Annotated in this window: 15 protein-coding genes; 4 read left to right on the plus strand and 11 right to left on the minus strand. The window is 58.5% G+C overall.

Features of this window, described 5'->3' with window-relative positions:
• Window positions 1–60 precede the first annotated feature (60 nt).
• The gene (locus J3A65_RS03290) at window positions 61–678 is read left to right on the plus strand and encodes a hypothetical protein (RefSeq protein WP_209899391.1); all 618 of its coding nucleotides are present in this window, start codon (window positions 61–63) and stop codon (window positions 676–678) included.
• 17 nt (window positions 679–695) lie between these two features.
• Here J3A65_RS03290 and J3A65_RS03295 read toward each other — a convergent pair whose 3' ends face one another.
• The 3 genes from J3A65_RS03295 to J3A65_RS03305 form a co-directional block, all read right to left on the minus strand.
• Window positions 696–2,048 carry an ATP-binding protein gene (locus J3A65_RS03295; RefSeq protein ID WP_062578411.1) on the minus strand — a complete coding sequence of 451 codons (1,353 nt, stop codon included), beginning with the start codon at window positions 2,046–2,048 and terminating at the stop codon, window positions 696–698.
• Between the two features lie 10 nt (window positions 2,049–2,058).
• Window positions 2,059–2,712, minus strand: a complete 654-nt coding sequence (locus J3A65_RS03300; protein WP_062577980.1) for a response regulator — start codon at window positions 2,710–2,712, stop codon at window positions 2,059–2,061.
• Between the two features lie 181 nt (window positions 2,713–2,893).
• A complete protein-coding gene (locus tag J3A65_RS03305) occupies window positions 2,894–4,594 on the minus strand; it encodes a phosphoethanolamine--lipid A transferase (protein WP_348635236.1) in 1,701 nt (566 codons plus the stop codon).
• Window positions 4,595–4,949: 355 nt separating this feature from the next.
• On the opposite strand from J3A65_RS03305, the gene J3A65_RS03310 reads away from it, so the two are divergent.
• Window positions 4,950–6,179: a Xaa-Pro peptidase family protein gene (locus J3A65_RS03310; RefSeq protein ID WP_113111448.1), complete on the plus strand. Its 1,230-nt coding sequence runs from the start codon at window positions 4,950–4,952 to the stop codon at window positions 6,177–6,179.
• 184 nt (window positions 6,180–6,363) lie between these two features.
• Window positions 6,364–8,472: a carboxy terminal-processing peptidase gene (locus J3A65_RS03315; protein WP_209899394.1), complete on the plus strand. Its 2,109-nt coding sequence runs from the start codon at window positions 6,364–6,366 to the stop codon at window positions 8,470–8,472.
• 468 nt (window positions 8,473–8,940) lie between these two features.
• Here J3A65_RS03315 and J3A65_RS03320 read toward each other — a convergent pair whose 3' ends face one another.
• The 8 genes from J3A65_RS03320 to J3A65_RS03355 form a co-directional block, all read right to left on the minus strand.
• Window positions 8,941–10,869: a methyl-accepting chemotaxis protein gene (locus J3A65_RS03320; protein ID WP_113111446.1), complete on the minus strand. Its 1,929-nt coding sequence runs from the start codon at window positions 10,867–10,869 to the stop codon at window positions 8,941–8,943.
• A gap of 436 nt (window positions 10,870–11,305) precedes the next feature.
• Entirely contained in the window at window positions 11,306–11,791 is a 486-nt protein-coding gene (locus J3A65_RS03325) for a chemotaxis protein CheW (protein WP_062459796.1), read from the minus strand.
• Between the two features lies 1 nt (window position 11,792).
• A complete protein-coding gene (locus J3A65_RS03330) occupies window positions 11,793–13,028 on the minus strand; it encodes an HD domain-containing phosphohydrolase (RefSeq protein WP_209899397.1) in 1,236 nt (411 codons plus the stop codon).
• Between the two features lie 11 nt (window positions 13,029–13,039).
• Window positions 13,040–15,232 carry an ATP-binding protein gene (locus J3A65_RS03335; RefSeq protein WP_174197732.1) on the minus strand — a complete coding sequence of 731 codons (2,193 nt, stop codon included), beginning with the start codon at window positions 15,230–15,232 and terminating at the stop codon, window positions 13,040–13,042.
• Window positions 15,229–15,738 (minus strand): molybdopterin-dependent oxidoreductase, encoded by a 510-nt coding sequence (locus J3A65_RS03340; RefSeq protein WP_348635237.1) that lies wholly within the window; start codon window positions 15,736–15,738, stop codon window positions 15,229–15,231. The genes J3A65_RS03335 and J3A65_RS03340 overlap by 4 nt, the downstream gene beginning before the upstream one ends.
• Before the next feature lie 342 nt (window positions 15,739–16,080).
• The gene (locus J3A65_RS03345) at window positions 16,081–16,815 is read right to left on the minus strand and encodes an autoinducer binding domain-containing protein (RefSeq protein ID WP_062459805.1); all 735 of its coding nucleotides are present in this window, start codon (window positions 16,813–16,815) and stop codon (window positions 16,081–16,083) included.
• Between the two features lie 102 nt (window positions 16,816–16,917).
• Window positions 16,918–18,375 carry a chemotaxis protein CheW gene (locus J3A65_RS03350; RefSeq protein WP_092663013.1) on the minus strand — a complete coding sequence of 486 codons (1,458 nt, stop codon included), beginning with the start codon at window positions 18,373–18,375 and terminating at the stop codon, window positions 16,918–16,920.
• Window positions 18,376–18,378: 3 nt separating this feature from the next.
• On the minus strand, window positions 18,379–20,481 hold the full coding sequence (locus tag J3A65_RS03355; RefSeq protein ID WP_245341427.1) for a PAS domain S-box protein: 2,103 nt from the start codon (window positions 20,479–20,481) through the stop codon (window positions 18,379–18,381).
• 266 nt (window positions 20,482–20,747) lie between these two features.
• Between J3A65_RS03355 and J3A65_RS03360 the strand changes: the two genes are divergently transcribed.
• Window positions 20,748–20,996 carry a hypothetical protein gene (locus J3A65_RS03360; RefSeq protein ID WP_062459810.1) on the plus strand — a complete coding sequence of 83 codons (249 nt, stop codon included), beginning with the start codon at window positions 20,748–20,750 and terminating at the stop codon, window positions 20,994–20,996.
• Window positions 20,997–21,063 lie beyond the last annotated feature (67 nt).

A 21,063-nucleotide genomic window follows, 5' to 3' on the forward strand; every position in this document is an offset into this window, starting at 1 on the left:
TTCAACCCGAATCCACCGGCAGCACGACACGACCTCAAGGGTTTCAAAAAGGAAGAGACCATGTCCTCCATTTCCAGAACCGGCTTTACGATACTCTCAGGCGCACTGATCGCCGTCACGCTCGGTGTTTCGGCCTTTGCGGCAGACACCGTCCGGGTCCGCGGTACAGTCGAGAGCCTTCAAGGCAAGACCCTGTCTGTCAAAACCCGCGAAGGCACGAATGCCAAGATCATGCTCAAGGATGACTGGAAGGTGTCGAGCGTTGCCAAGGCCTCGATCGATGACATCAAGCCTGGTGACTTTGTAGGGATCGCCTCGTTGCCGACTGCCGATGGCGGTGACGGCGCTCTTGAAGTTCTGATCTTCCCGGCGGCGATGAAAGGCACCGGCGAAGGCAGCTACGCCTGGGATCTGAAGCCGAACAGCTCGATGACAAATGCGACGGTTGCCGATGCGGTCAAGTCCGTCGATGGCCACACGGTCACCGTGACCTACAATGGCCAGGAGAAAAAGATCTCGATCCCTGACGGCACACCGATCGTGACGTTCGCGTCAGCAGTCGAAGCGGATATCAAGGCAGGCGCGACTGTGTTTGTGCCATCGGAAAAGGCGGCCGATGGCTCCATGTCGAGCGGTCGGGTCGTTGTTGGCACCAACGGCGTCGTGCCTCCGATGTGAACGAGCTCGTCGATTTCCTAGAGATGGCGCAGTTCTATCCGCGCTTCGAAACCGTCGGAGCGTCCTGTCGCCGGAGATGCGAGGATCAACTGTCCGTTCATCTGACCGAGTAGTCGGTCCACAATGGAAAGACCGAGACCGGAGCCTTCGGCTTCGGTCCGGCCACGCCCGAAGCGCTTGCGAATGGCGGCAAGTTCAATCGCACTCATAACCGGCGATCCGTTGGTAATGCGCACTGGGCCACCATCCTCAAGAAACACCTCGACCGGTTTATCCGGTGTCCCGTGAATGAGTGCGTTTTCGATCAGATTGCGCAGCACGATCGCGAACCCGTCTTCGCTCACCGGCGCGGTCAGGCGCGCGCCAGTTGGATGGCGGAGGACCAGCCGGTCGGGATCGGCCATGCCGCGCTGAAAATCGGTCACCACCATGTCCAGAACACGACCGAGATCGACGGCGTGGTCGGCGAGGCCGATGCCCGCCTCCGCGCGAGACAGTTGCAGCATCTTTTCCGCAAGGTGGCTCAGTCGCGTCAGTGAGGCTTCAACCTGGTCGGCACGCCGGCGATGAGGGTTTCCCACAAGTTCGGCGACCAGCATCTGAGTCTGCGCCAGCGCGCCCGCAATCGGCGTTCTCAGCTCGTGGGCGCTGTTGGCGGTAAATTCACGCTCCGCATCAAGTGCTGTGCGCAGGCGCTGCATCAGCCGATTGACCGATGCGGCAATCGGCATCAACTCTTTCGGAAGCGCCGTCGCGTCGATCGGCTCGGTGTTGCCGCCGTCCTTGGTTTCGATCTCCTCGCGCAACGCACCGACGGGACGGACAGCTCGACGCACCACGAACCAGATCGCCATTCCGCAGACGGGAATAAGCAGCAGGAGTGGCAGAAACAGTGCCATGGCGCCTTCGCGAAGCGCTTCTTCTCTGTTTTCGAAAGCGTCGGCGACCTGCACGAAGACACTCCGATCGCCATTCGCCGCGGTATAAAATTGATAGGTGTCGTTTCGCCACAGCCCTGCCTTCAGCGGCGCCTCGAAAGGTTCTGCCGGCGCATCATGGGACCGGATCAGGATCCGCCCGGCCGTGTCTCTCACCTGATAGATCAGGTACTCCCGTTCGCCGCTCGAACTCGCGGTCTGTAGTTGTTGGGGGGAGGCGCCGACGAGGCTGCGATGTTCAAGGTCGTCGACGGCAAGAGGAACCAGTCTCTCGGCCGTATCCTGCAGAGTACCATCGAAAATTTCGGCGAGCTCCTCTTCCATCACAACCAAGCCCAGGCCCACGGCAAGCAGCCAGAGAAACGCCATCACCACAGTCAGCCACAAAATCAGACGCCGGGTCATGGAAGGCGCCGTCTTGGAAAGAAGCATGCTCATCGATCTACCCTAGCCGATATCCAATTCCCCGCAGTGTTGTGATGTGGTCGCGGCCAAGCTTCTTGCGCAAGCGGCTGACATAGACTTCGACGGTATTGCTCTCGATTTCCGAGCCGAAGGCGTAAAGCGCTTCCTCGATCTGCGATTTGGAAACGACCGCGCCGACACGAGACGACAGCGCGTCAAGCACGGCCCATTCCCGGCTGGAAAGTTCGATGACGGCGCCCGTTGCGGTAACGCGACGGTCGGTCGCATCGATCTCGAGATCGCCCACGCGAAGAAGCGAAACCGGACGGCCGCTGTAACGGCGACTAACCGCCAACATGCGCGCCGTCAGCTCACCCAGGTTGAAAGGCTTCACAAGGTAGTCGTCTGCACCGCTGTTCAATCCTTCGATGCGATCTGAAATCTGGTCATGTGCCGTCAGAATGATTACCGGCGTGGTGATGCCCTTGGCGCGCAGGCGTTTCAAAAGCGCGATGCCGCTGCCATCCGGCAGGCGCAGATCCAGAAGGACAAGACCGTAGCCGGTCGTCGAGAGGGCGCTCTCTGCAGCGTCAAGCGTCTTGGTCCAGTCGACTGCATGGTCGGCGCTCGCCACATGGTCGCGCACTGCTTCCCCAAGTGTCACGTCATCCTCGACCAGAAGAACTCTCAAGCAGTCTGCTCCATCCCTTTGCCATTTCGCTTCGGCGATCCGGAGGCGAGAATAGCCGGAAATCTCAGGAAGTGGAGCGACAATCGTGCGCACACAAGCGAAGCACGAGAGTCCTGTTGCCAACCCAGCAAGCGATGTCGAGAAGAACTGTCTGACCGGACTACCACCAGTGTCGAACGGGTCAGAAGTCTGCACGCGCGCTGGCAACGCCGCTACTGTCTCTCACCCGCCGGCATGATGCCATTACGTCAAGGTCCGGCTTGTAGCTCGAAGTCCGAACGGACATCATTCCGAGTACGGTGTGAAACAGATTGTCATGTGAGGCGGGTGCAGCCGCTCGGGAAGAGAGGCATTGCGGATCGGTCGTGGTTTTCAACTCCGACCCTTGCCACAGCACAAAGGGCACGTGGGTCTGCTGCGATGGCGCAACGACATACGGAGCGCCGTGCAGATAAAGGCCATGCTCACCGAGCGACTCGCCGTGATCGGACATGTAGATCATGGCTGGAGCGATGACGTCCTGACGCGCCTTCAAACTGTCGATAACCGACGCGAGGATGTGGTCGGTGTAAAGGATCGTGTTGTCATAGGCGTTGACGATCTCATCGGTTTTGCAATTGCCCAGTTCAGCATTGCGGCATTCCGGCTTGAAGCGGGCAAAGGACGTGGGATAGCGCTCAGAATAGGCGGGGCCATGACTTCCCATCTGATGGAGGACCAGGACGCTGTCGCCCTTGACTGTCGAGAGCCAGCCATCGAGTGCCGCGACCATCCCCTCGTCGAGGCACTCCCTGTCTTTGCAGTAGCGGGGATCGTTGGCATCGGAAAACGAGTGGTAGGCGGTACGGCTTGCAACGTTCTTGCTGCCGGTGTTGTCGTCCCACCATTCCGTTTTGACACCCGCGTGACCGAGGACGTCGAGCAGATTTTCATTCGCGAGGCCGGCACGATGGGAATAGCCGCGCCGTGTCAGGTTGGAAAACATGCAGGGCACGGAAACCGCTGTTGCCGTGCCGCAGCTTGATGTTTCCTTGAAGTAGGTAATGTCTCGGCGGGCGAGCTCCGGATTGGTGTCGCGGCCGTAGCCACCAAGCGAAAAATTCTCGGCACGGGCCGTCTCGCCGACAACGATCACCACGACGCGCGGTCGGCCGGAGGATGTCGGGGCAATGACGCGGGCATCGGTCCCGAGCGATTTCACGACGACGGTTTCGTCCTCGCCGGTCGCCATGGCAAAGCCGATGGCATTGCCGATCGGCACGAAGGGGTTAAGTGTCATCATCAGGTCTTTGTGGAGCCGCGTGACCGAGGCAATGCTGCGAGCGCTGCTCATTCCGCAGGCGAGCGCGACCAGCAGAAGTGGAACGATTGCCGCGCTGTTCCACAAGACTTTGCCGAAGAACGGCCTGTGTTCGATCTTGACCCAGCAGACCAGAAGCGATGGCAGGATGCCGAAAACGGCCATGTGCAGCACGAAGGCCGGTGTCAACAGATGCCCGGCTTCGGATGACGTCGTCTGGACGGCGTTGCGGATCATGTCGACGTCGATGATCGTTCCGAACCTGTCCATGAACCAGGAGCCCGCAGCAGCGCTCACGAAGAGAAAGACCAGAACCGGCTTCAGGACATACTTGAGCGACAACGATACGATCAATGCTGCGAAAAGGCATGCGAGACCGAGTATGAAGGCAGCAAAGGCAAGGTGACTGTCGAAATAGGCGAAAGCCCGCGTGAGAAACATCCGGTTGGTAAAGGCCGCCAGATAGAGTGCACCTGTCACAGCCAGGGTAACGCTACCCATCCGCGGGCGGAAGAAAGGAGGTGCGGTTCTGGACAGACTGTAGATCGGCACTGGTTGATCCTCGGCGATATCGATTGCCACGGATTTGCATCGGATCCTGACACGCACCTGAATGCCCTAGACCAACGGCCACCCTTCAGCTGGGAGTCAGCTTCGTTCGTCATCATTGCCTGAGTGAGAAGCAACAAGGCCTATACTCGGTGAACAGTTTTCGTCTTCGGCCCGGTCTAATTTTCGTGGGCATATTCGTACTGATCGTGTGCTCGATCTCGCTGCTGCGCGATCCCCGGCACGTTCGCAATCCCCAGACGCTACCGGGATCGAACGTTCGACAAACACATATGCCGACGGGTTGAGCCGCCGCATCTTGACCGGCCGATGTCCGTCCGGTGCGCCATGTCATGGGGTGCATCTTTACGGACGACGGGGGCAGGCAGTGGGCGATATCGATCGGGACAGGGCAGAGCGATTGATGCAAGAGGCCGATCTTGATGGCCTGCTGCTATTCCAACCCGAGGGATTCCGCTACGCAATCGGCGCACCCGCTGGCGTAGCAACGATGTGGGGCAGGGCAGGGGCAGCAATCGCTTTTGTTCCGGCGGATGCGGGGCTCTCGCTTGCCGCCGTCGTCAGCGATCACGCCCTTACAAGCATCCGCAAATCCGCACCTGATGTCGAGCTGCGCAGTCATCGGATCTGGATCGACACCGTCGATACATCGGACGCCGGCTCCATCGCGCAAATCGACCAGTGCTATCGCCGAGGTGGGGCGACGGGGGAAAGGCCTGAAACCTTTGATCGCGAAGTGTCCTTCGGCCTGCTGGGAGAACTGCTTCGCGAGCGCGGTCTATCTGAGGCTCGTCTTGGCGTTGACATGGAGTTCATGCCCGCCGCCGATTTTGCCGCGCTAAAGCACCATCTGCCCCGCGCCTTGTTGACAGATGGATCTGCGGTTCTGCGCCGCCTGCGCTCGGTGAAGACGCCGGTCGAGATCGCTCGATTGCGTCTTGCGGCCAATGCGGCAGAGGCAGGCATCGTCAGAATGGTCGAGGCCATACGGCCTGGCTCCTCTGTCCAATCGCTTTCCGACGCTTGGAAATCCGGCGCGAAGGCGTTCGCAATCGGGAAGGGCGTCAGCCTGTCCGGGTCATGGGACTACATCTCCGTTGGCCCGGATCTTTCAGACGCGAACGCAACGGTTGTTCCGGGTGCGCTCATCAAGGCAGATGTAGGAACGCTGGTGGAGGGATATTCTTCCGATAGCGCACGAACCTTTGTCTATGGCGAGGCGTCGCCGCTCGCGAACGATCTCGACAAGATCCTCCTCGAGGCATTTGAAGCGGGCCTCGAGCACATCCGGCCCGGCAATACATTCGGCGCGGTGCATCGGGTTGTCACGGCCGCCATCCGTCGTGGGGGATTGAGCGAATATCATCGTGGGCATTTCGGGCACTCGGTCGGCGGCAGTGCCGGCATCGAGGAATGGCCCTTTTTCTCGATGGGAAATGAGGAACTGATCCAGCCGGGCATGGTGGTGGCGCTCGAGACGCCCTTCTACGGGAATGGCTTTGGTGCCCTGATGATCGAGGACCAGTTCCTTGTGACCTCTGACGGCGCGGAATGCATGAATAGATTGCCGCGCGGTCTTCAGAAGATCATGCATTGAAGCCTGACGACCGAACGCCCGCGAACGGCATTCTCCAGAAATCAGAGGCCCGCTGAACACGCCGTTCGTCCTGGTTCTTGCGATGGACACGCAATATTGCACACCCAGACAGTTGCCAAAACTCGATCATTGTTGCACCACCATTGCGCAAAACGAACCGACATCGCAATTGGAACATAGCGGAATGCGTCTGAGATATTCTTTCCTTGGTCTACTTCTTGCCATCGCACCAGCAGCCTATGCCTTGGAACCGGGCACACCCCCCGTCTTGGCTCCGCTCGATCGGCAGGCACAGGCGGCCAATATCAGCGCACAGTTTCTCGGCCGCTACAGCTACAAGCCCGTACCGCTGGACGACGCGCTGTCGATCAAGATCATGAACAGCTTCATCAAGTCGCTGGATCCGGACCGGAGCTTTTTTCTCAAATCCGATATCGACAGCTTTGCCGCGAACAGCAAGAAGATCGACGATGCGATCGAGGACGAGGATCTGAAGCTTCCCTTCTCGATTTTCAACGTTTATTCGCAGCGCGTTTCAGAGCGCCTGACCTATGCACGTGAGTTGCTGAAGCAGGGTTTCGACTTCACCCAGCGGGAAGAGTATTCCGTGCTGCGAGACGACGCGCCGTGGCCGCAGTCGCAACAGGAAAGCAACGACCTGTGGCGCAAGCGTGTGAAAAGCGACTGGCTGCGCCTGAAACTGGCAGGCTCCCAAGACGCGACGATCCGCGAGACGCTCGACAAGCGCTACCAGAACGTCCTTGATCGGACCTACCGTTATAAGAGCGACGATGTATTCCAGTCTTTCATGGCTGCCTACACGACGTCGGTTGACCCGCACACGGACTATTTCGGGGCGAGGGCAGCGGCTGAATTCGACATCTCCATGAGCCTGTCTCTCGTCGGTATCGGCGCGGTTCTGCAAGAACGCGACGGTTACACCACGATCCGTGAACTCGTGCCTGGCGGCCCGGCGCAGCTCTCCGGCAAGCTCGCTGTCGGCGATCGCATCGCAGGCGTTGCGCAAGGTGAAGATGGCCCGATGAAGGACGTCGTGGGTACGCGCCTCGACGAAATTGTGCAGATGATCCGTGGCGCGAAGGATTCTGTCGTCCGTCTGGACGTGCTGCCTGCAGATACCGGTGAGACCGGAAGCCACCGGGTTATCAGCCTCGTGCGCGACCGGGTTAGTCTCGAAAAACAGGCAGCCCAGAAAAGCATTATTCCGGTCGAGGACAAAGGTGTCACCCGCCGCATCGGCGTGATCACTCTGCCTGCCTTTTACGAGGACTTCGAAGCGAGACGCAAAGGCGAGAAGAACTACAAGAGCGCCAGCCGCGATGTCGCCAAGCTGCTCGTTGAACTCAAACAGGAAAACGTTGATGGCGTCCTGATTGACCTGCGCGACAACGGAGGCGGATCCCTGTCTGAAGCGATTGAACTCACCGGGCTCTTTGTCGGCAAGGGACCGGTCGTGCAGCAGCGCGATGCCAAGGGTAAGGTTGAAATCCTGAAAGACGATCGGTCTGCTCCCGCTTGGGCGGGCCCGGTCGGCGTGCTCATCAACCGCGGTTCGGCTTCGGCCTCCGAGATCTTTGCTGCAGCTATCCAGGATTATGGTCGAGGCGTTGTGATCGGCGAGCCCAGCTTCGGCAAGGGAACCGTGCAGACCGTCGTGGATCTCGATCAGGCGACGCGCAGCAGCGAATCGAAATATGGCGAACTGAAACTGACCATCGCCCAGTTCTTCCGCGTCGATGGCGGTACGACCCAGCTTCGCGGTGTGACGCCGGATATCAACCTCCCGGGCCTTTCTGACCCGAAGACGCTGGGTGAGGCGAGCTATGACAATGCGCTGCCATGGACACGTATCAAGCCTGCCAAATATGCCGCAGTCGGAAATGTCGCATCTGTTCTGCCACAACTGCAGACCCAGCACGAAGCCCGAATCAAGGATGACCCAGATTTCCAGCGGTTCATCGAGGACGCTGCCGAACTGAAGCAGCAGCGCGAGAAAAAGGTCATCTCGCTCAACGAGGCCGAACGCCGGGCAGAACTCGCAGCCGTCGCCAGTCGTCTGAAGGCTCGCGAGCAGATCAACAATGGCCTGGTCGGCAGTGAAGACGATGGTCTGCAAGCAAACGAACGTAGCTTGAGTGCGGAGATCGCTCTTGAGGATGCGCGCAAGAATGCCAAGGACGTCCTGAAAAACGAAGCGTCTGCGATTGTCGCCGATCAGGCGACCTTGCTGCAAGACAGCAATGCACAGCCCGGGCGCGCCAAGCGAAACTAGTCACAAGCGGGCTGCGGGGTGGTCGGGGTTCAAGTGAACCTTATTACGGTCATTAGAGCAACTTCGAATGACATCGACAGCGCGCTGTAGCGATACCGTGCGCTGTCGTCAAAGCGAAGGGAGATGCAGTTTCAGCGACGTGGAAAACCTGAGCCACCCGACAGAGAGCATCACCCAGTTATCAGATAATATGCATTATGGAACCAACGGATATTGATGGCAAGTAGCAGGCTTAGCGGCCTTGGCTGAGACGGTAGATACGTCCGCTACGGTTCAACGTGCCGCCTCTGAAGCGCCGATATCAGCACGCCATTTCCGGCTATCTTTGCCGACGCGTGAGAGACGAAGCGAGAGAGACGAAGCGTGACAAAGCAGTGGCCGCGGGTTTGAAAAATGCAAATCCTAGTTCAGCCGCGACCATCGATAGCTTGTAATCCCGGCCGACCTGGGAGCCTTACCAGACCGCGGCTAAAACTCCTCCCACGCCTCGGCGACAGCTGCACTTGTTGGAAAAGAGCTGTTCACTCTCGCCATCAGCTTTCTGGCTGGGGACGGCATATGGGGCGCGCCGTTGGCGTTTCCGGTTCGAGGTTGAAGGTCATGTCCTTTGCTCAACGTGAACCGACCAATCATGGTGAAAAGGTTATCTGCTTCGCGGGCAAGGCTGTTGCTGGCTGCAGTCGATTGTTCGACCATGGCCGCATTCTGTTGCGTGCCCTGGTCCATCGTATTGACCGCCATATTGATTTCCTTGAGCCCGACCGCCTGCTCCTTGGCCGCTTCGACGATGGCGGTGACATTGACGCTGACGTCTTGGACGCGGGAGACGATCTCAGTGAGCGATTTTCCGGTTTCTGCAACAAGCTGAACCCCGTTTCGAACCTGCTCGCCTGACGTGTTGATCAGGGTTTTGATCTCCTTGGCCGCCTTTGCAGAGCGTTGAGCAAGTTCACGGACCTCCTGGGCGACGACGGCAAATCCCTTTCCGGCCTCCCCGGCGCGCGCCGCCTCGACGCCGGCATTCAATGCCAGCAGATTTGTCTGGAAAGCGATATCATCGATGACCCCTATGATATTGACGATCTCGTTCGACGAGCGCTCGATTTCGCCCATTGCCGAAATCGCTTTTCGCACGACGTCGCCAGACTTTTCGGCACTGTCCTTTGTCTCGGTGACAAGGCGACCAGCGGCTTCGGCACGCTTGCTCGATCCGGCAACGGTGGTCGTGATCTGCTCAAGGGCCGCAGCCGTTTCTTCAACAGAGGCAGCCTGTTGCTCGGTGCGCTTCGAAAGATCATTGGCGGCCGACATGATCTGGTTGGAACCCGCCGCGATCGTCTGCGCGTTCTGGCCGACGGTGCGCAAGGTCTGCTCGAGGCGTTCCATGGAGCTGTTGAAGTTCGTCCTCAACACATCAAGCTGCGCAACGAATGCTGCATCGATCCGATGCACGAGGTTCCCATTCGCAAGCTGATCGAGACCATGTTTCAGGTTATCGACAGCGAACTCCATCGCTTCGGCTTCGGCGGCTCTGATCCGGTCGCGTTCAATACGCTCCCGCTCCGAAACGCTGCGGTTTGCATCGGCCTCGGCCTCCAGACGAGCTCGATCTTTCGCACTTTGCCTGAAGACACCAACGGCGCCTGCCATTGTGCCGATCTCGTCGCGGCGGCCCTCGCCGAAAATGCGCACGTCAAGTTTGCCGCCCGCCAACTCGGTCATGGCCCTCGTCATCTCGGTCAACGGCCGGATAACCGCAGAACGAACCGTCCAAACCGAAATCACCACGACGGTAAGACCCGCGAAGGCAATGATCGCCATGACCAATGTCAGGCCAGCCTTCATCTCCTTTCCTGTCGCGAGCGTTTCGGCTGCGACACGGAGCTGAAGCTTCACCAGTTCGTCGATGGGACCACCAAGCGGATCGATTGTCGGATAAAGATCGGCGTCGGCGAAGCGTCCCAAGGCATCCAGATCGCCGGATGCAATCAGGGTCAGCAGGCCTTTCAGCTTTGCATCGGCCGCTGAGCGAGACGCCTCGAAGGTCGTAGCGATCGCCGACTCATCGGCTGTCATCTTCGTGTTGCGATATTCGCGCCATCGCAGGTCGATGACCTTCATGGCGGTCTCGATGTTTTCGGTCGCCTGCCGGGCTGTCAACGTTCTCGCGCGGGCCTTGTGGACCGTATCGACGATGTTTACCGCGTAACTGTCGGCGACCTGCTTCAACTGCGCCAAGGGGATGACGCGATCTTCAACGATGGAATTGGCAAGCTTGCCTTCTTCATCGAGTGCATAGAAAGCAAAACCAGCCATCGACAGTAGCGCCGTAGCGAGGACGAAAAGACAGGCTAGAAGCTTTGTTCGTATCAACATTTTCAACCTCTCATCGGGCATCGACCTGCCACCGGCACAACGGGCCGGAAGTCAGTATGGTCGCAGATTTTGGATTTTGGAAAAACTGACCGTATGCAGTGGCAAGGCGTCTTGCTCGCCGGTACCGCAGGGGTCGATCGGAAAAGGAATTCTAGACGATTGGCCCAAACTAAAATTGTTGCCGTTTACCGGGCAGTGCAAATCCTGAAATCGGTCTCGCGCTGACAAAAGACGAGCGCCTACCCACTCCCTCGATTTGTAGGGCAGATTCGTTAAACTGTGGTTACGATGCGAAAATCAGCAATTCGTCTTAATCAAATACTCATACGTTGTGCAATTGAGGCGTAAGTTGCGTTTCAGGTTGTACCTGCTTCTGCAAGCCGAGTTTGGTCGTGCACCGAACTGTCATCTGACAGTCACGGAGCGTCTAGGCGGATGAGTGCGAACGGCGCAGCTATCAGGCGGCGATGAGGCCGGCAGTATTCAAACCTTCGAACATTCGTTCCAGGTTCAGAAAACAGATCATTCCTGTGGGCTGGACGATGATGCCGTCGGAATAGCTCGTCGCGGCACCCGCGTTCATGTCAGGCACAGGCTGCATGTTTTCGACGGGAATCGTGAGGATGTCCGAGACCCGGTCGACAACAAGACCAAAGGCCATTCCGTGGACTTCCGCCACGACGATCGCACTCCGCTCATTGGGTTCGGTACTCCGCATACCGAGCTTGCAGGCGAGGTCGATGATCGGAATCACTGCACCGCGGAGGTTCATCACTCCCAGAACCTCTCTGGGTGAATGCGGGATCGGCGTCGCGGGGCCCCAGCCGCGGATTTCGCGGATCGTCACCGTCCTGACGCAGAACTCCTGGTCGTGAAGGCGGAACGCGATGATTTCCAGGGTCTCACCGGAACGTGCAGAATTGGAAGGATGCAAAGTGTTCATTTCATCGTCCTTGCAAAGCGGTCGGTTGATTTTCGAGTTCGTAGTTCTGTGTTGTTGGTGACGTCATCATTGCAACAGTCAGTGGACCGTCATTTTTCTCCACTCGGGCATCGCTGATGGCGCGGCGGCAGCGTTCAAAGGATTCCTTCGACTGCGAGCACCCAGCATGAACCGGGATGCAGCTTGTAGGCACTGAAAGCAGGCTTTCCCTGCGATCGGTCTCCATGATTTCGAGAATGACGGACAATGCCTTGTCGAAGGCATCGACGCAGCGGGGGTCGAAGTGGCTCCCCGATCTTTCACGTATGTGGGCCACGGCGCGATCCACGCTCCACGCCTCTTTGTAGGGCCTTGCGGTCGTCAACGCATCGAAATTATCGGCAATGGCGACGATGCGGCCGGAAACCGGAATGGTCTCACCCGAAAGACGGAACGGGTACCCCTGCCCGTCCCAGCGTTCATGATGACTGCCAGCAATTTCTGCAGCAAGCTGCAGGAGGCTCGACTTCGACTCCCGGAGAATATCGCAGCCGACGACCGTATGTCGCTGCATGGCCGCGAACTCCTGTTCGGTCAGCTTGCCATTTTTCAGGAGGACGGCATCGGGAATGGCGACCTTTCCGATATCGTGCATCGGCGAGGCAAGCCTGATGTCGGAACAAGCGCGCGCCTCCATGCCGTAGGCCCGCGCGATTGCCTCGGAATAAAGGCCTACGCGCCGCGTGTGCCGGGCCGTCTCGAAGTCCTTGTAGCTTGCTGCAATCGTCAAGCGGTCAATGATTTCCTCCTCGCGGGCACGCAGCTCGACGACCGCTTTCTCGACCTCGATACGAAGCCACTCGGCCTTGTCAGCAAGCTTGTTGCGCGCGTCCACGAGGGCGACCAGGTTCTTGATCCGGGCCTGGAACTCCAGCGGGTTCACGGGTTTCGTCAGAAAGTCGATCGCGCCTGCATTGAGCGCCGCCATGCGCGTCGCCGTATCGGTATCGGCCGTGACAAATACCACGGGCTTGTCGCGGTAATTCTCGAAGCGAACAAGTTCGGTCAACAGCTCGATGCCGCTGTAGACAGGCATCTGGAAATCGATGACCGCGATGTCGAATTCGAGCGCCGGGGCATATGCCAGCACGTCTTCGGGGTGAAGATAGGGAATGGCGACGCAGTCCGGCAGTTTCTCGACGAGTCTCGTCAGGAGAGAGAGGTTCGTTTTATTGTCGTCGACAAGTAGAATGCGCATGTGAACGTCCCTTATGCGACAAGGAGCTGCCTGTAGCGGGTGACTGTGTCTTCAAGGTCTGCAAGTACGGTTTCGGTGATTGATGCATGACGGAGGTCCTGAGACCGGTCAGCCACGTCTTGAAGACCGACGCTGCTTGCTGCGCCCTTCAGAGTGTGCAGCAGATGATCGGTATGACGGTGGTCATTGACGGCCAAGGCGGAGTGAAGATCTGTGAGGAGTAGGCTTGCGTCTTCGAAAAAGCTCGACAGGAGTTCGTCGAACGTCTCTTCGCCCAGTGCCTCCACGATCTCCAACCGCCGGGTTTCGAACGCGTTATCGATGCTCGGACTTTGGATAGGCTCCACAGCAGTTTCCGCAGCCGCCTCCAGAGACCCGATGATACCCCGAAGCTGATGCATCGAGACCGGCTTCGACTGGAACCCCGTCATCCCCGCCTCCTCGCAAAGCCGCCTGTCGTCGTCAGAAGCATTCGCGGTCATCGCGATGATGGGAGCGTTCCGGCTAAGGCCGTTGGAAGCGCGAATTTGCTTGGTAGCCTCTATGCCGTCCAGCCTCGGCATCTGCATGTCCATGAGGACGAGATCGAAGCGGGTCGTCTCCGTCAGTTTGACGGCTTCCAGCCCGTCGTTCGCGATCGTGACCAACTGGCCGAGATGGGCGAGAAACCCCGCCGCGACCTGCTGATTGATCACGTTATCCTCGACAAGAAGGATATTCCATGACTGAAACTGTTGGGGCGCGGCCTTTGCCGCCAAGGCGTCGACAAGACCCTTCTCGGCCGGGTTGGCAGGGATTACGAACCAAAAGATGCTGCCCTCGCCTTTGCGGCTGTTGACACCTATTGTTCCCGACAGCGCCTCTACGATCTGCTTGCAGATGGTCAGTCCCAGTCCCGTACCACCGTATTTCCGGCTGATAGACGCATCGACCTGCGAGAACGGCTGGAATAGCTTGCCAAGACCTTCACCGTCGATCCCGATGCCTGTATCTTCAATCTCAAACCTCAGCTGTGCGTCTTGCGGATCGCCAATCTCCAGCACGCGCAACGTGACGGTGCCCTCGCTCGTGAATTTGATGGCGTTGCTCAACAGGTTGAGAAGAACCTGACGCAGACGGGTGGGGTCCGATGATATGACCGGCGTGGTGAACGAGATCGGCAGTTCGAGCGCAATGCGATTTCCGTGTTCAGTTGCCCTGTCTCGTACCATTTCGACCGTGGCTGTGACGACGGCCCGAACGTCAACCGCGCGGGTCTCGACGTCCAGTTTTCCGTGTTCGATCTTTGCGAAGTCTAGGATTTCGTTGATGATCTCGAGAAGCGCCTGACCAGAACGCCTGATGGTCTGCAGGCCAGGGGCAACTGACGGCGGTAGCGGAGACAACTCCAGTAGTTCCGCAGTTCCGAGAATGGCGTTCAGAGGTGTGCGGATCTCGTGTCCCATCGTCGCCATGAACTGGGACTTGGCGCGGTTCCCGGCTTCCGCCGCGAGATATGACTCCTTCAGCTGGTTCGAAATCGCCTCCAGGCTGAGACCGGCAAGCTGAACTGACTTGAGCTGACGTCGCAGCGTAAGAATGAGGAATACCACGCAGCAGACAAGAAGTGCGACGAGACCCGCCGATTTCATCTGAAGGTCAAGGACTGCGTCCCGAGCCTCAGCCCGTTCGATGCTGACGGTGCTGTTCGTATAGAGAAGCAGTTTTTCCGTGTTCTCTACCAGCCTCTCAAACTCTGAATCTGCTGTCTCTAGCTGCACCGGATCCACGGGGTCGCCTGCGGCCAGTCTGTCGAAAACGGCGCTGCGACCGAACACCGCGTCGCGAATGGCAGTGACCTGCTCGGCAACAGCCGCATCCAGCTTGAACTTTGTCTCGAACGAGGTTTTGTCGAGAATGTTCATTCGCGAGTACAGAATGTCGTAGCGCGTCCCGAGAGCCTTGATGCGCTCCGGAGTCAGGTCGTTTTCAACGAGCATGATGTGCAGGGTCTCGTGCAACCGGCGCGCTTCCCGGTCGAGCTGGTAGACGGACCACAAAGCGTTCTCGCGAATGCCGTCCTGCAGGGCGGAGTATTTCCTTGAGATATCGGCAAACAGAAAAACGAGGCCCAGCAACAGCAACACGGCAAAGCACTGCAGCACGACGGTCGCCTTGCTGGCTTTCCGGATGATATCGCCACTCTGCTGGGCGGCAGTGATCATTCAGTGACCTCGATATCCTTGATCTGCCAGACCGACCGGGAGAAGTATTTCTCGTTGAACAGACCTTGGTCCTTATCGAAAGGATACACGAGGAAGAGCGGGCCCTTGTCGCGGACAGACATCAGCTTGCCGTCCATGCGGGTGGCGAGCATTGTGTCGAGCAAGGTTGCATCTTCCATCGGCAGGTCAGCGGCATAATCGTTAAGCGCAATGACCTTGAGCTTGGTGCCATGGGCCCCCGCTGCCTCGAGTACAGACCGCAGAAGCGGGCCGGAGAACTTGACCACGCCTTCGGTCCAGGGGGTCTCCATTTCACCCGTGCGGCCCGCAAGGGCTTCGAGCATAGGCATGTCGAACTGGGCTTTGCCACCGACGTTGGGATGATCGAGCTTGGTGCCAGTCACCGTAAGCACCACCTTGCCTTTCGGCAAGTCAAGCGCCGTCGCCTGAAGAGGAAGCAGCGCGCCGGCGACAATGACGGCTGCGATCATGATGCGGTTTATCACTTGAAACTCCAAGATACGAAGTAGACTCGCGGCGCGCGCGACAAGCTGTCAGAAACGGGGGGTGCCTATTGGCCAGCGTCCCATCGGGGCATGCGTGGTGGAATACACCGCGCGCTCCTCCCAGATCGGCGTCATGCCGATTGCGTGTTCAACGCTGTGGACGCCTTAATTCTAGGGCGGAGGCATTTATATTAGGTGAATCTTGAAATGAGAATTGGAGTAGAAAAAGACGTTACGAGACGTAGCGCTCAATTCTTACTTCTTTGCTGTTGCCTCAGGCGCTTACGGTCGAAAAGATGACCGCCCCCTGTGGCAGATCACTTTTTAGCTAGGGCGATGCGATCAGGCGATGAGCCGGCGGCGTATAGCTTCGGCAATGGCCTGCGTTCGGTTGGTCGCGCCGATCTTCTTCACGGCCGACTTTATGTAACTGTTGACCGTATCGTTCTGGTATCCAGTCGCGACCGCAATCGCCTCGCTCGTCAGCCCGAGACTGGCCTGGGTCAGGCAGGCAATTTCACCCTTGGAAAGCCGAAGCTGGTGGGCAGCGAAGCGATCCATCAGCGGCTTGGTGACAGCCGTGTGAATGGATTCCGCTACCAGCGAAAGGAAGATCAACTCTTTTTCGTCAAACGGTGTCGAGCGGGAAAAACAGATCGCTCCGTAAATGACATCGTTCCTGAGGATCGGGATAAGCGTTCGGTTGTGCAGGCCGAAGGTTCGTTGGAGGTAAACGAGCCTCTGCGGCGGCGGAGTTTCCGCGTAGACCTCGCTCTCGACCACGATCACGTTCGAGGCCTTCGCGGCTAGCACGAACGGGTCGGTCAGATAGAGGCGATCCGCGTCATAGGCGTCGAGGAATGCAGGAGGCATGTCGGTGTCGATCGAAAAACCCTGACCGAACCTGTAGTGGTCGACGTCGAGACCGCTGATGGAGATGTAGTCAAATGGAACCGCCAACCGCAGGCGGTCAACGATGTCGTTTTTTCCGAAATGACGATGCTTCGGCACCGAACGCAGGTCGCAATAGTCGTCGAGAGCGTTTGGATCAAGAATGGAAAGCGCGCTGACGGGCATATCAGAATCCGTTGGAAGATCGTCAACACGAGTTTTGGCGTCTCAGCGTTAACAAAAGGTAAAGACTCAACCTTGGATTTTGCAACCAACAGTCGGGCTCTTTCAAGCGAGGGCTTTTCTGAGGTCGATATATGGGAGGAGCCGCCCGTCCGCTGACCGAACCATGAAGTCTCCCAGGATCCGGTGCTCGAACCCGCTGGAGTCCGTAGCGTCCGGTCCTGTCGCACATTTCGAGGCCATTTCGATCCGTGCCAGACTGTCGACCACCAGGCCAGTCGTCTTGAGGCCGTCCGACACGAGCAGAACGCGACCTTCTTGGCCGGGAGGAACTGCAGGCAACCGGAGCCGTCTGGCAAGGGAGATGAGAGGGATAGCTGTGCCACGGTGGACAAACAGGCCCATCGTGCCGCGTCCGACATTGTTCAACGAAACGTAGTCTTCCGGCATCTCGACGATCTCCCGGACATCGGCAACCGGCGTTGCCATGTCTCCCCCTGCTCTGAAGACCAAGTATGGCAGCAACGCGTCTCCGCGCTGCCCCGGCGCTCGACCGGCCGCCGCTGTCTTGGGCTTGGTGGATGAAAGTCGCGAAAACATCAGCAGGACATCGTCACTCATCATTGTGCGCTCGTCGAGGACGAGAAACAATGTCCGTCCGTCGACGGAATAGACACCGCTGAGAACAGACCCGGTCTCTACGGCATTATCAGGCATCGCCATAATGTCGCCCAACGGTATCGGCCGTATATCGACGACGGTATCGAGCGCAAAGCCCAGCAGCCGGTCGTCGGGGTAACGCAGGACGAGGACGGACGACTGCTTGCGTTCCGACAGGACGCCCATGCCAAGCACCCGAAGCGTATCAAGAACCGGCACCTGGGTGCCATGATGATCGATGACACCGAGGCAGGTCTCCGTCTTCATCGGCGAATCCTTCAACTGCGCGGTCGGCGCGGTGGCCTCGACCACCCCGGCCGCAACGCCGAAAGAAAACGCGCCGCACGTGAACAGCAGAAGCGGCTTCGCATTCGAGCTCGTCTTTGCGACCGCCTCCGCGACTGGCTCTTGCACCGACGGAATTCCCGGCAACGCCAAGATGCGCTCCGCTGCCAGGACCGAGATTACCTTTCCGCTGTGGAAGAATGAATGCGTGACCAAAGGTCCCTGTACAGCGGGTCGCGACACGCCCAGTTCATCGAGTGCCGCGACGTCTTCTGTCGCGATGCCGCGCACTTCGTCAGCAAAAATGCATATCAGCCTCTGTCTTACCCGCAGGACCAGAATCACGGCGCCGTAGGCCTCCGTCGCCGGCAGGCCGAGCATCGGTCGGATATCCATAACCGGGATGGTGCTGCCTCTCAATTCGAACAACCCGCACAAGCCGGTTGCCGCGATGCCTGCATTCGATAGCCCACCGGGCGCCGGAACGACTTCTCGGATATTCTCGACATTGATGGCAAGCATCGCCTCGCCAATGCGCAGGAGGCCGAACTGCTGCGTTGCAGGGCGACTGCCTCTCAGCACTTCCGGCATCGCGAGAGATCTGACCATCTGGTTCATGGGTTAACCCACTTTGCGCTGTTGCGCCGTCGATGACGTCAGGTCATTGATGAGCTCGACAACAGTCCTTGAGACACGCTGCTGAGCATCCGTCGATTGCGCAATCTCCCGGATGGACTCGCTGGTCTTGTTCACGCTGCCGACGATCCGTTCGAAAGCAAGTCTCGCATGCTGCGACCGGTCCGTTCCCTGGTTGACGCGCATGGTCGATTCCTGGATGAGCTTGGATATCTCGTGCGCAGCTTCCGAACTTCTCTCGGCGAGTTTCCTGACCTCGCCCGCGACGACCGAGAACCCGACCCCATGTTCCCCTGCCCTTGCGGCTTCGATTGCCGCGTTGAAGGCGAGAAGGTTGGTCTGACTGGCGATCTCGCCAATCACCTTGACGATATCGGAGATTTCCGTGGAGGACTTCTGGATGAGATCGATTGCCGCGATCGCGCTGCCCAGCGCTTCTGAACCCTGTTCCGCATTGCCCTGCGTCTCGGATGCAAGCGTGGTGGCCGTGCGGGTGTTAGCGGTGATTTCCGCGATCGATCCGGACAGTTCTCCGACAATGCTGGTCATTTGCTGCGATTTCGAACGGATGTCATGCTCGAGCTTGACCTGATCGGTGATGTCGCTGGCATACTTCACCACGCGCACCGTCTCGCCCCGCAGATTGACGATCGGGCTGTAGATCCCCTGAATGTGCACTTCCCGGCCATACTTTCCAACGCGGGCAAAACGCCCCGAAAAGAATTCACCCTTGTTGAGACGCAGCCAGAAATCCCGGTAGTCTTCCGAGACGATGTAATCCTGGCTGCAGAACATGCTGTGGTGCTGCCCCGTGATTTCGCGAAGTGAGTATCCCATGACCCGTAGGAAGTTCTCGTTGGCGGAAACGACATGTCCGTCGAGATCGAATTCGACGACCGCCTGCCCCCGCGAGATCGCGTCGACCCTTCCCTCGAACTCGATGTTGCGCAGTTTCGCCTGCGTAATGTCAGAGGCGAACTTTACGATCTTGATCGGGCGGCCTGCGAGGTCGAGGATCGGATTGTAAGTCGCCTGAAGCCATATGTCGGCACCGCTTCTGGTGAGGCGTCGGTATTCCCCTCCTTCGAACTGGCCACGTCCCAGCCGGTCCCAGAAGGAACCGTATTCCGCTGTCTGCGTGAACGCAGGGTCGCAGAACATCCGGTGGTGTTTGCCCCGGACTTCTTCCAGTGAATAGCCGACGGCGGCAAGAAAGTTCTCGTTCGCGTCAAGGATATTGCCGTGCAAGTCGAACTCGATGACGGCCTGGGCCCGGCCGATCGCGTTGACCTTGCCTTCGAACTCGGCGTTCCGGATCTTGCTTGCAGTCACGTCATAGGCATACTTGACCACCTTGCAGGGGTTGCCGTTGAGATCGAAGATGGGATTGTAGGTCGCCTGGATCCAGACATCCTTTCCGCCCTTGGCGAGACGACGGTACTCTCCGCTCTCATAGTCGCCGCGCCCCAACCTCTGCCAGAATGCCTTGTAGGCGGGTGTTCGGGTTTGGTCGGCTCCGCACAGCATCCGGTGATGCTGACCGATGACTTCTTCCCGAGCATATCCCATCAGGGTGAGGAAATTTTCGTTCACTGCGAGGACGTGGCCTTCGAGGTCGAATTCGATCACGGCCATTGCGCGGTCGATCGCCGCTACTTTTCCCAGGAGTTCCGCCTCTACCGACTTGGTCGCTGTGACATCCATCGCGTACTTGACCACCCCGATGGTCACGCCGTTGTCGTCGAGGATCGGATTGTAGCTCGCCCGGATCCACACCTCGCGTCCGCCGCGTCCGATGCGCTTGAACTCTCCGTCGTGGAGCTTGCCCTCCGCCAGATCACTCCAAAACGCGGCATATTCGGGAGCTTCGACGATCTCCGGCTCGCAGAACATGGAGTGATGTCGGCCACGCACCTCGGCCAGCGAATAGCCCATGAGGGAAAGGAAGTTCTCGTTAGCGTTCTTTACCGTGCCGGTTAGATCAAATTCGATGACCGCTTGCGCACGGTCGATTGCGCGTGCCTTGTTGCGCAGAACGGCGATCTCGTTGAGGTCCGAAAGGGTGCTGACAGAAGACTTTAAAGTCATGGGAGAGCACTTTCGGTAACCAGGCAAACTTCGAATTTCATCACGAACCCCCTCCATCTGAAGCAACGGCACGACCCCGACGGTCTGATACCCGAATTTTAGAGGCAACTAACTAATGAAGGATTAATGCTAAATTAGAGCCCGCGTCGTTATGCGTCCGTTTCCGGTCGTACTGGCGCCGTCGCGGTAACCAAGTCGCTGTAACCAAATTTTGACGGGTTAGCGCTCATCCTTGTCCTGAATTGTAGTGAGTACGGGATAGGAACATGCGTTTCAGCGCTCAGCGGCTTGGCGATCTCGCCGGTATCATCCGGCATCTGAACTGGCGCCTCAGCCCACTCAGCCGGATGGGTGTCGCCCGGATGGTCAACGACACGACGGCAGCGCTGGAAACTCTTGCTCGCAGCGAGGCCGATCTCTCGATATCGGAGCAAGCTGAAATACGGGCTATTGCCTCGCGGCTGATCGTGATCCTCCAGGACGCGTATTCCGGCAAAACACCGACAATCCACTGACGTCGGCAACCGGCCGTGTCCCTCCCGCCTTTTTGATCGGACCGGTCCTGCGGATCCCGCCACCTGA

The sequence above is a fragment of the Rhizobium sp. PvP014 genome (assembly GCF_017876855.1).
In the GTDB taxonomy this organism is placed as follows: Bacteria; Pseudomonadota; Alphaproteobacteria; order Rhizobiales; family Rhizobiaceae; genus Neorhizobium; species Neorhizobium soli.

Bases quoted from the DNA above. Each gene is read 5' to 3' on its own strand.
- J3A65_RS03290 (WP_209899391.1), top strand. From the start codon at position 61: ATGTCCTCCATTTCCAGAACCGGCTTTACGATACTCTCAGGCGCACTG.
- J3A65_RS03295 (WP_062578411.1), bottom strand. From the start codon at position 2,048: ATGCTTCTTTCCAAGACGGCGCCTTCCATGACCCGGCGTCTGATTTTG.
- J3A65_RS03315 (WP_209899394.1), top strand. From the start codon at position 6,364: ATGCGTCTGAGATATTCTTTCCTTGGTCTACTTCTTGCCATCGCACCA.
- J3A65_RS03320 (WP_113111446.1), bottom strand. From the start codon at position 10,869: ATGCCCGATGAGAGGTTGAAAATGTTGATACGAACAAAGCTTCTAGCC.
- J3A65_RS03325 (WP_062459796.1), bottom strand. From the start codon at position 11,791: ATGAACACTTTGCATCCTTCCAATTCTGCACGTTCCGGTGAGACCCTG.
- J3A65_RS03330 (WP_209899397.1), bottom strand. From the start codon at position 13,028: ATGCGCATTCTACTTGTCGACGACAATAAAACGAACCTCTCTCTCCTG.
- J3A65_RS03335 (WP_174197732.1), bottom strand. From the start codon at position 15,232: ATGATCACTGCCGCCCAGCAGAGTGGCGATATCATCCGGAAAGCCAGC.
- J3A65_RS03345 (WP_062459805.1), bottom strand. From the start codon at position 16,815: ATGCCCGTCAGCGCGCTTTCCATTCTTGATCCAAACGCTCTCGACGAC.
- J3A65_RS03350 (WP_092663013.1), bottom strand. From the start codon at position 18,375: ATGAACCAGATGGTCAGATCTCTCGCGATGCCGGAAGTGCTGAGAGGC.
- J3A65_RS03355 (WP_245341427.1), bottom strand. From the start codon at position 20,481: ATGACTTTAAAGTCTTCTGTCAGCACCCTTTCGGACCTCAACGAGATC.
- J3A65_RS03360 (WP_062459810.1), top strand. From the start codon at position 20,748: ATGCGTTTCAGCGCTCAGCGGCTTGGCGATCTCGCCGGTATCATCCGG.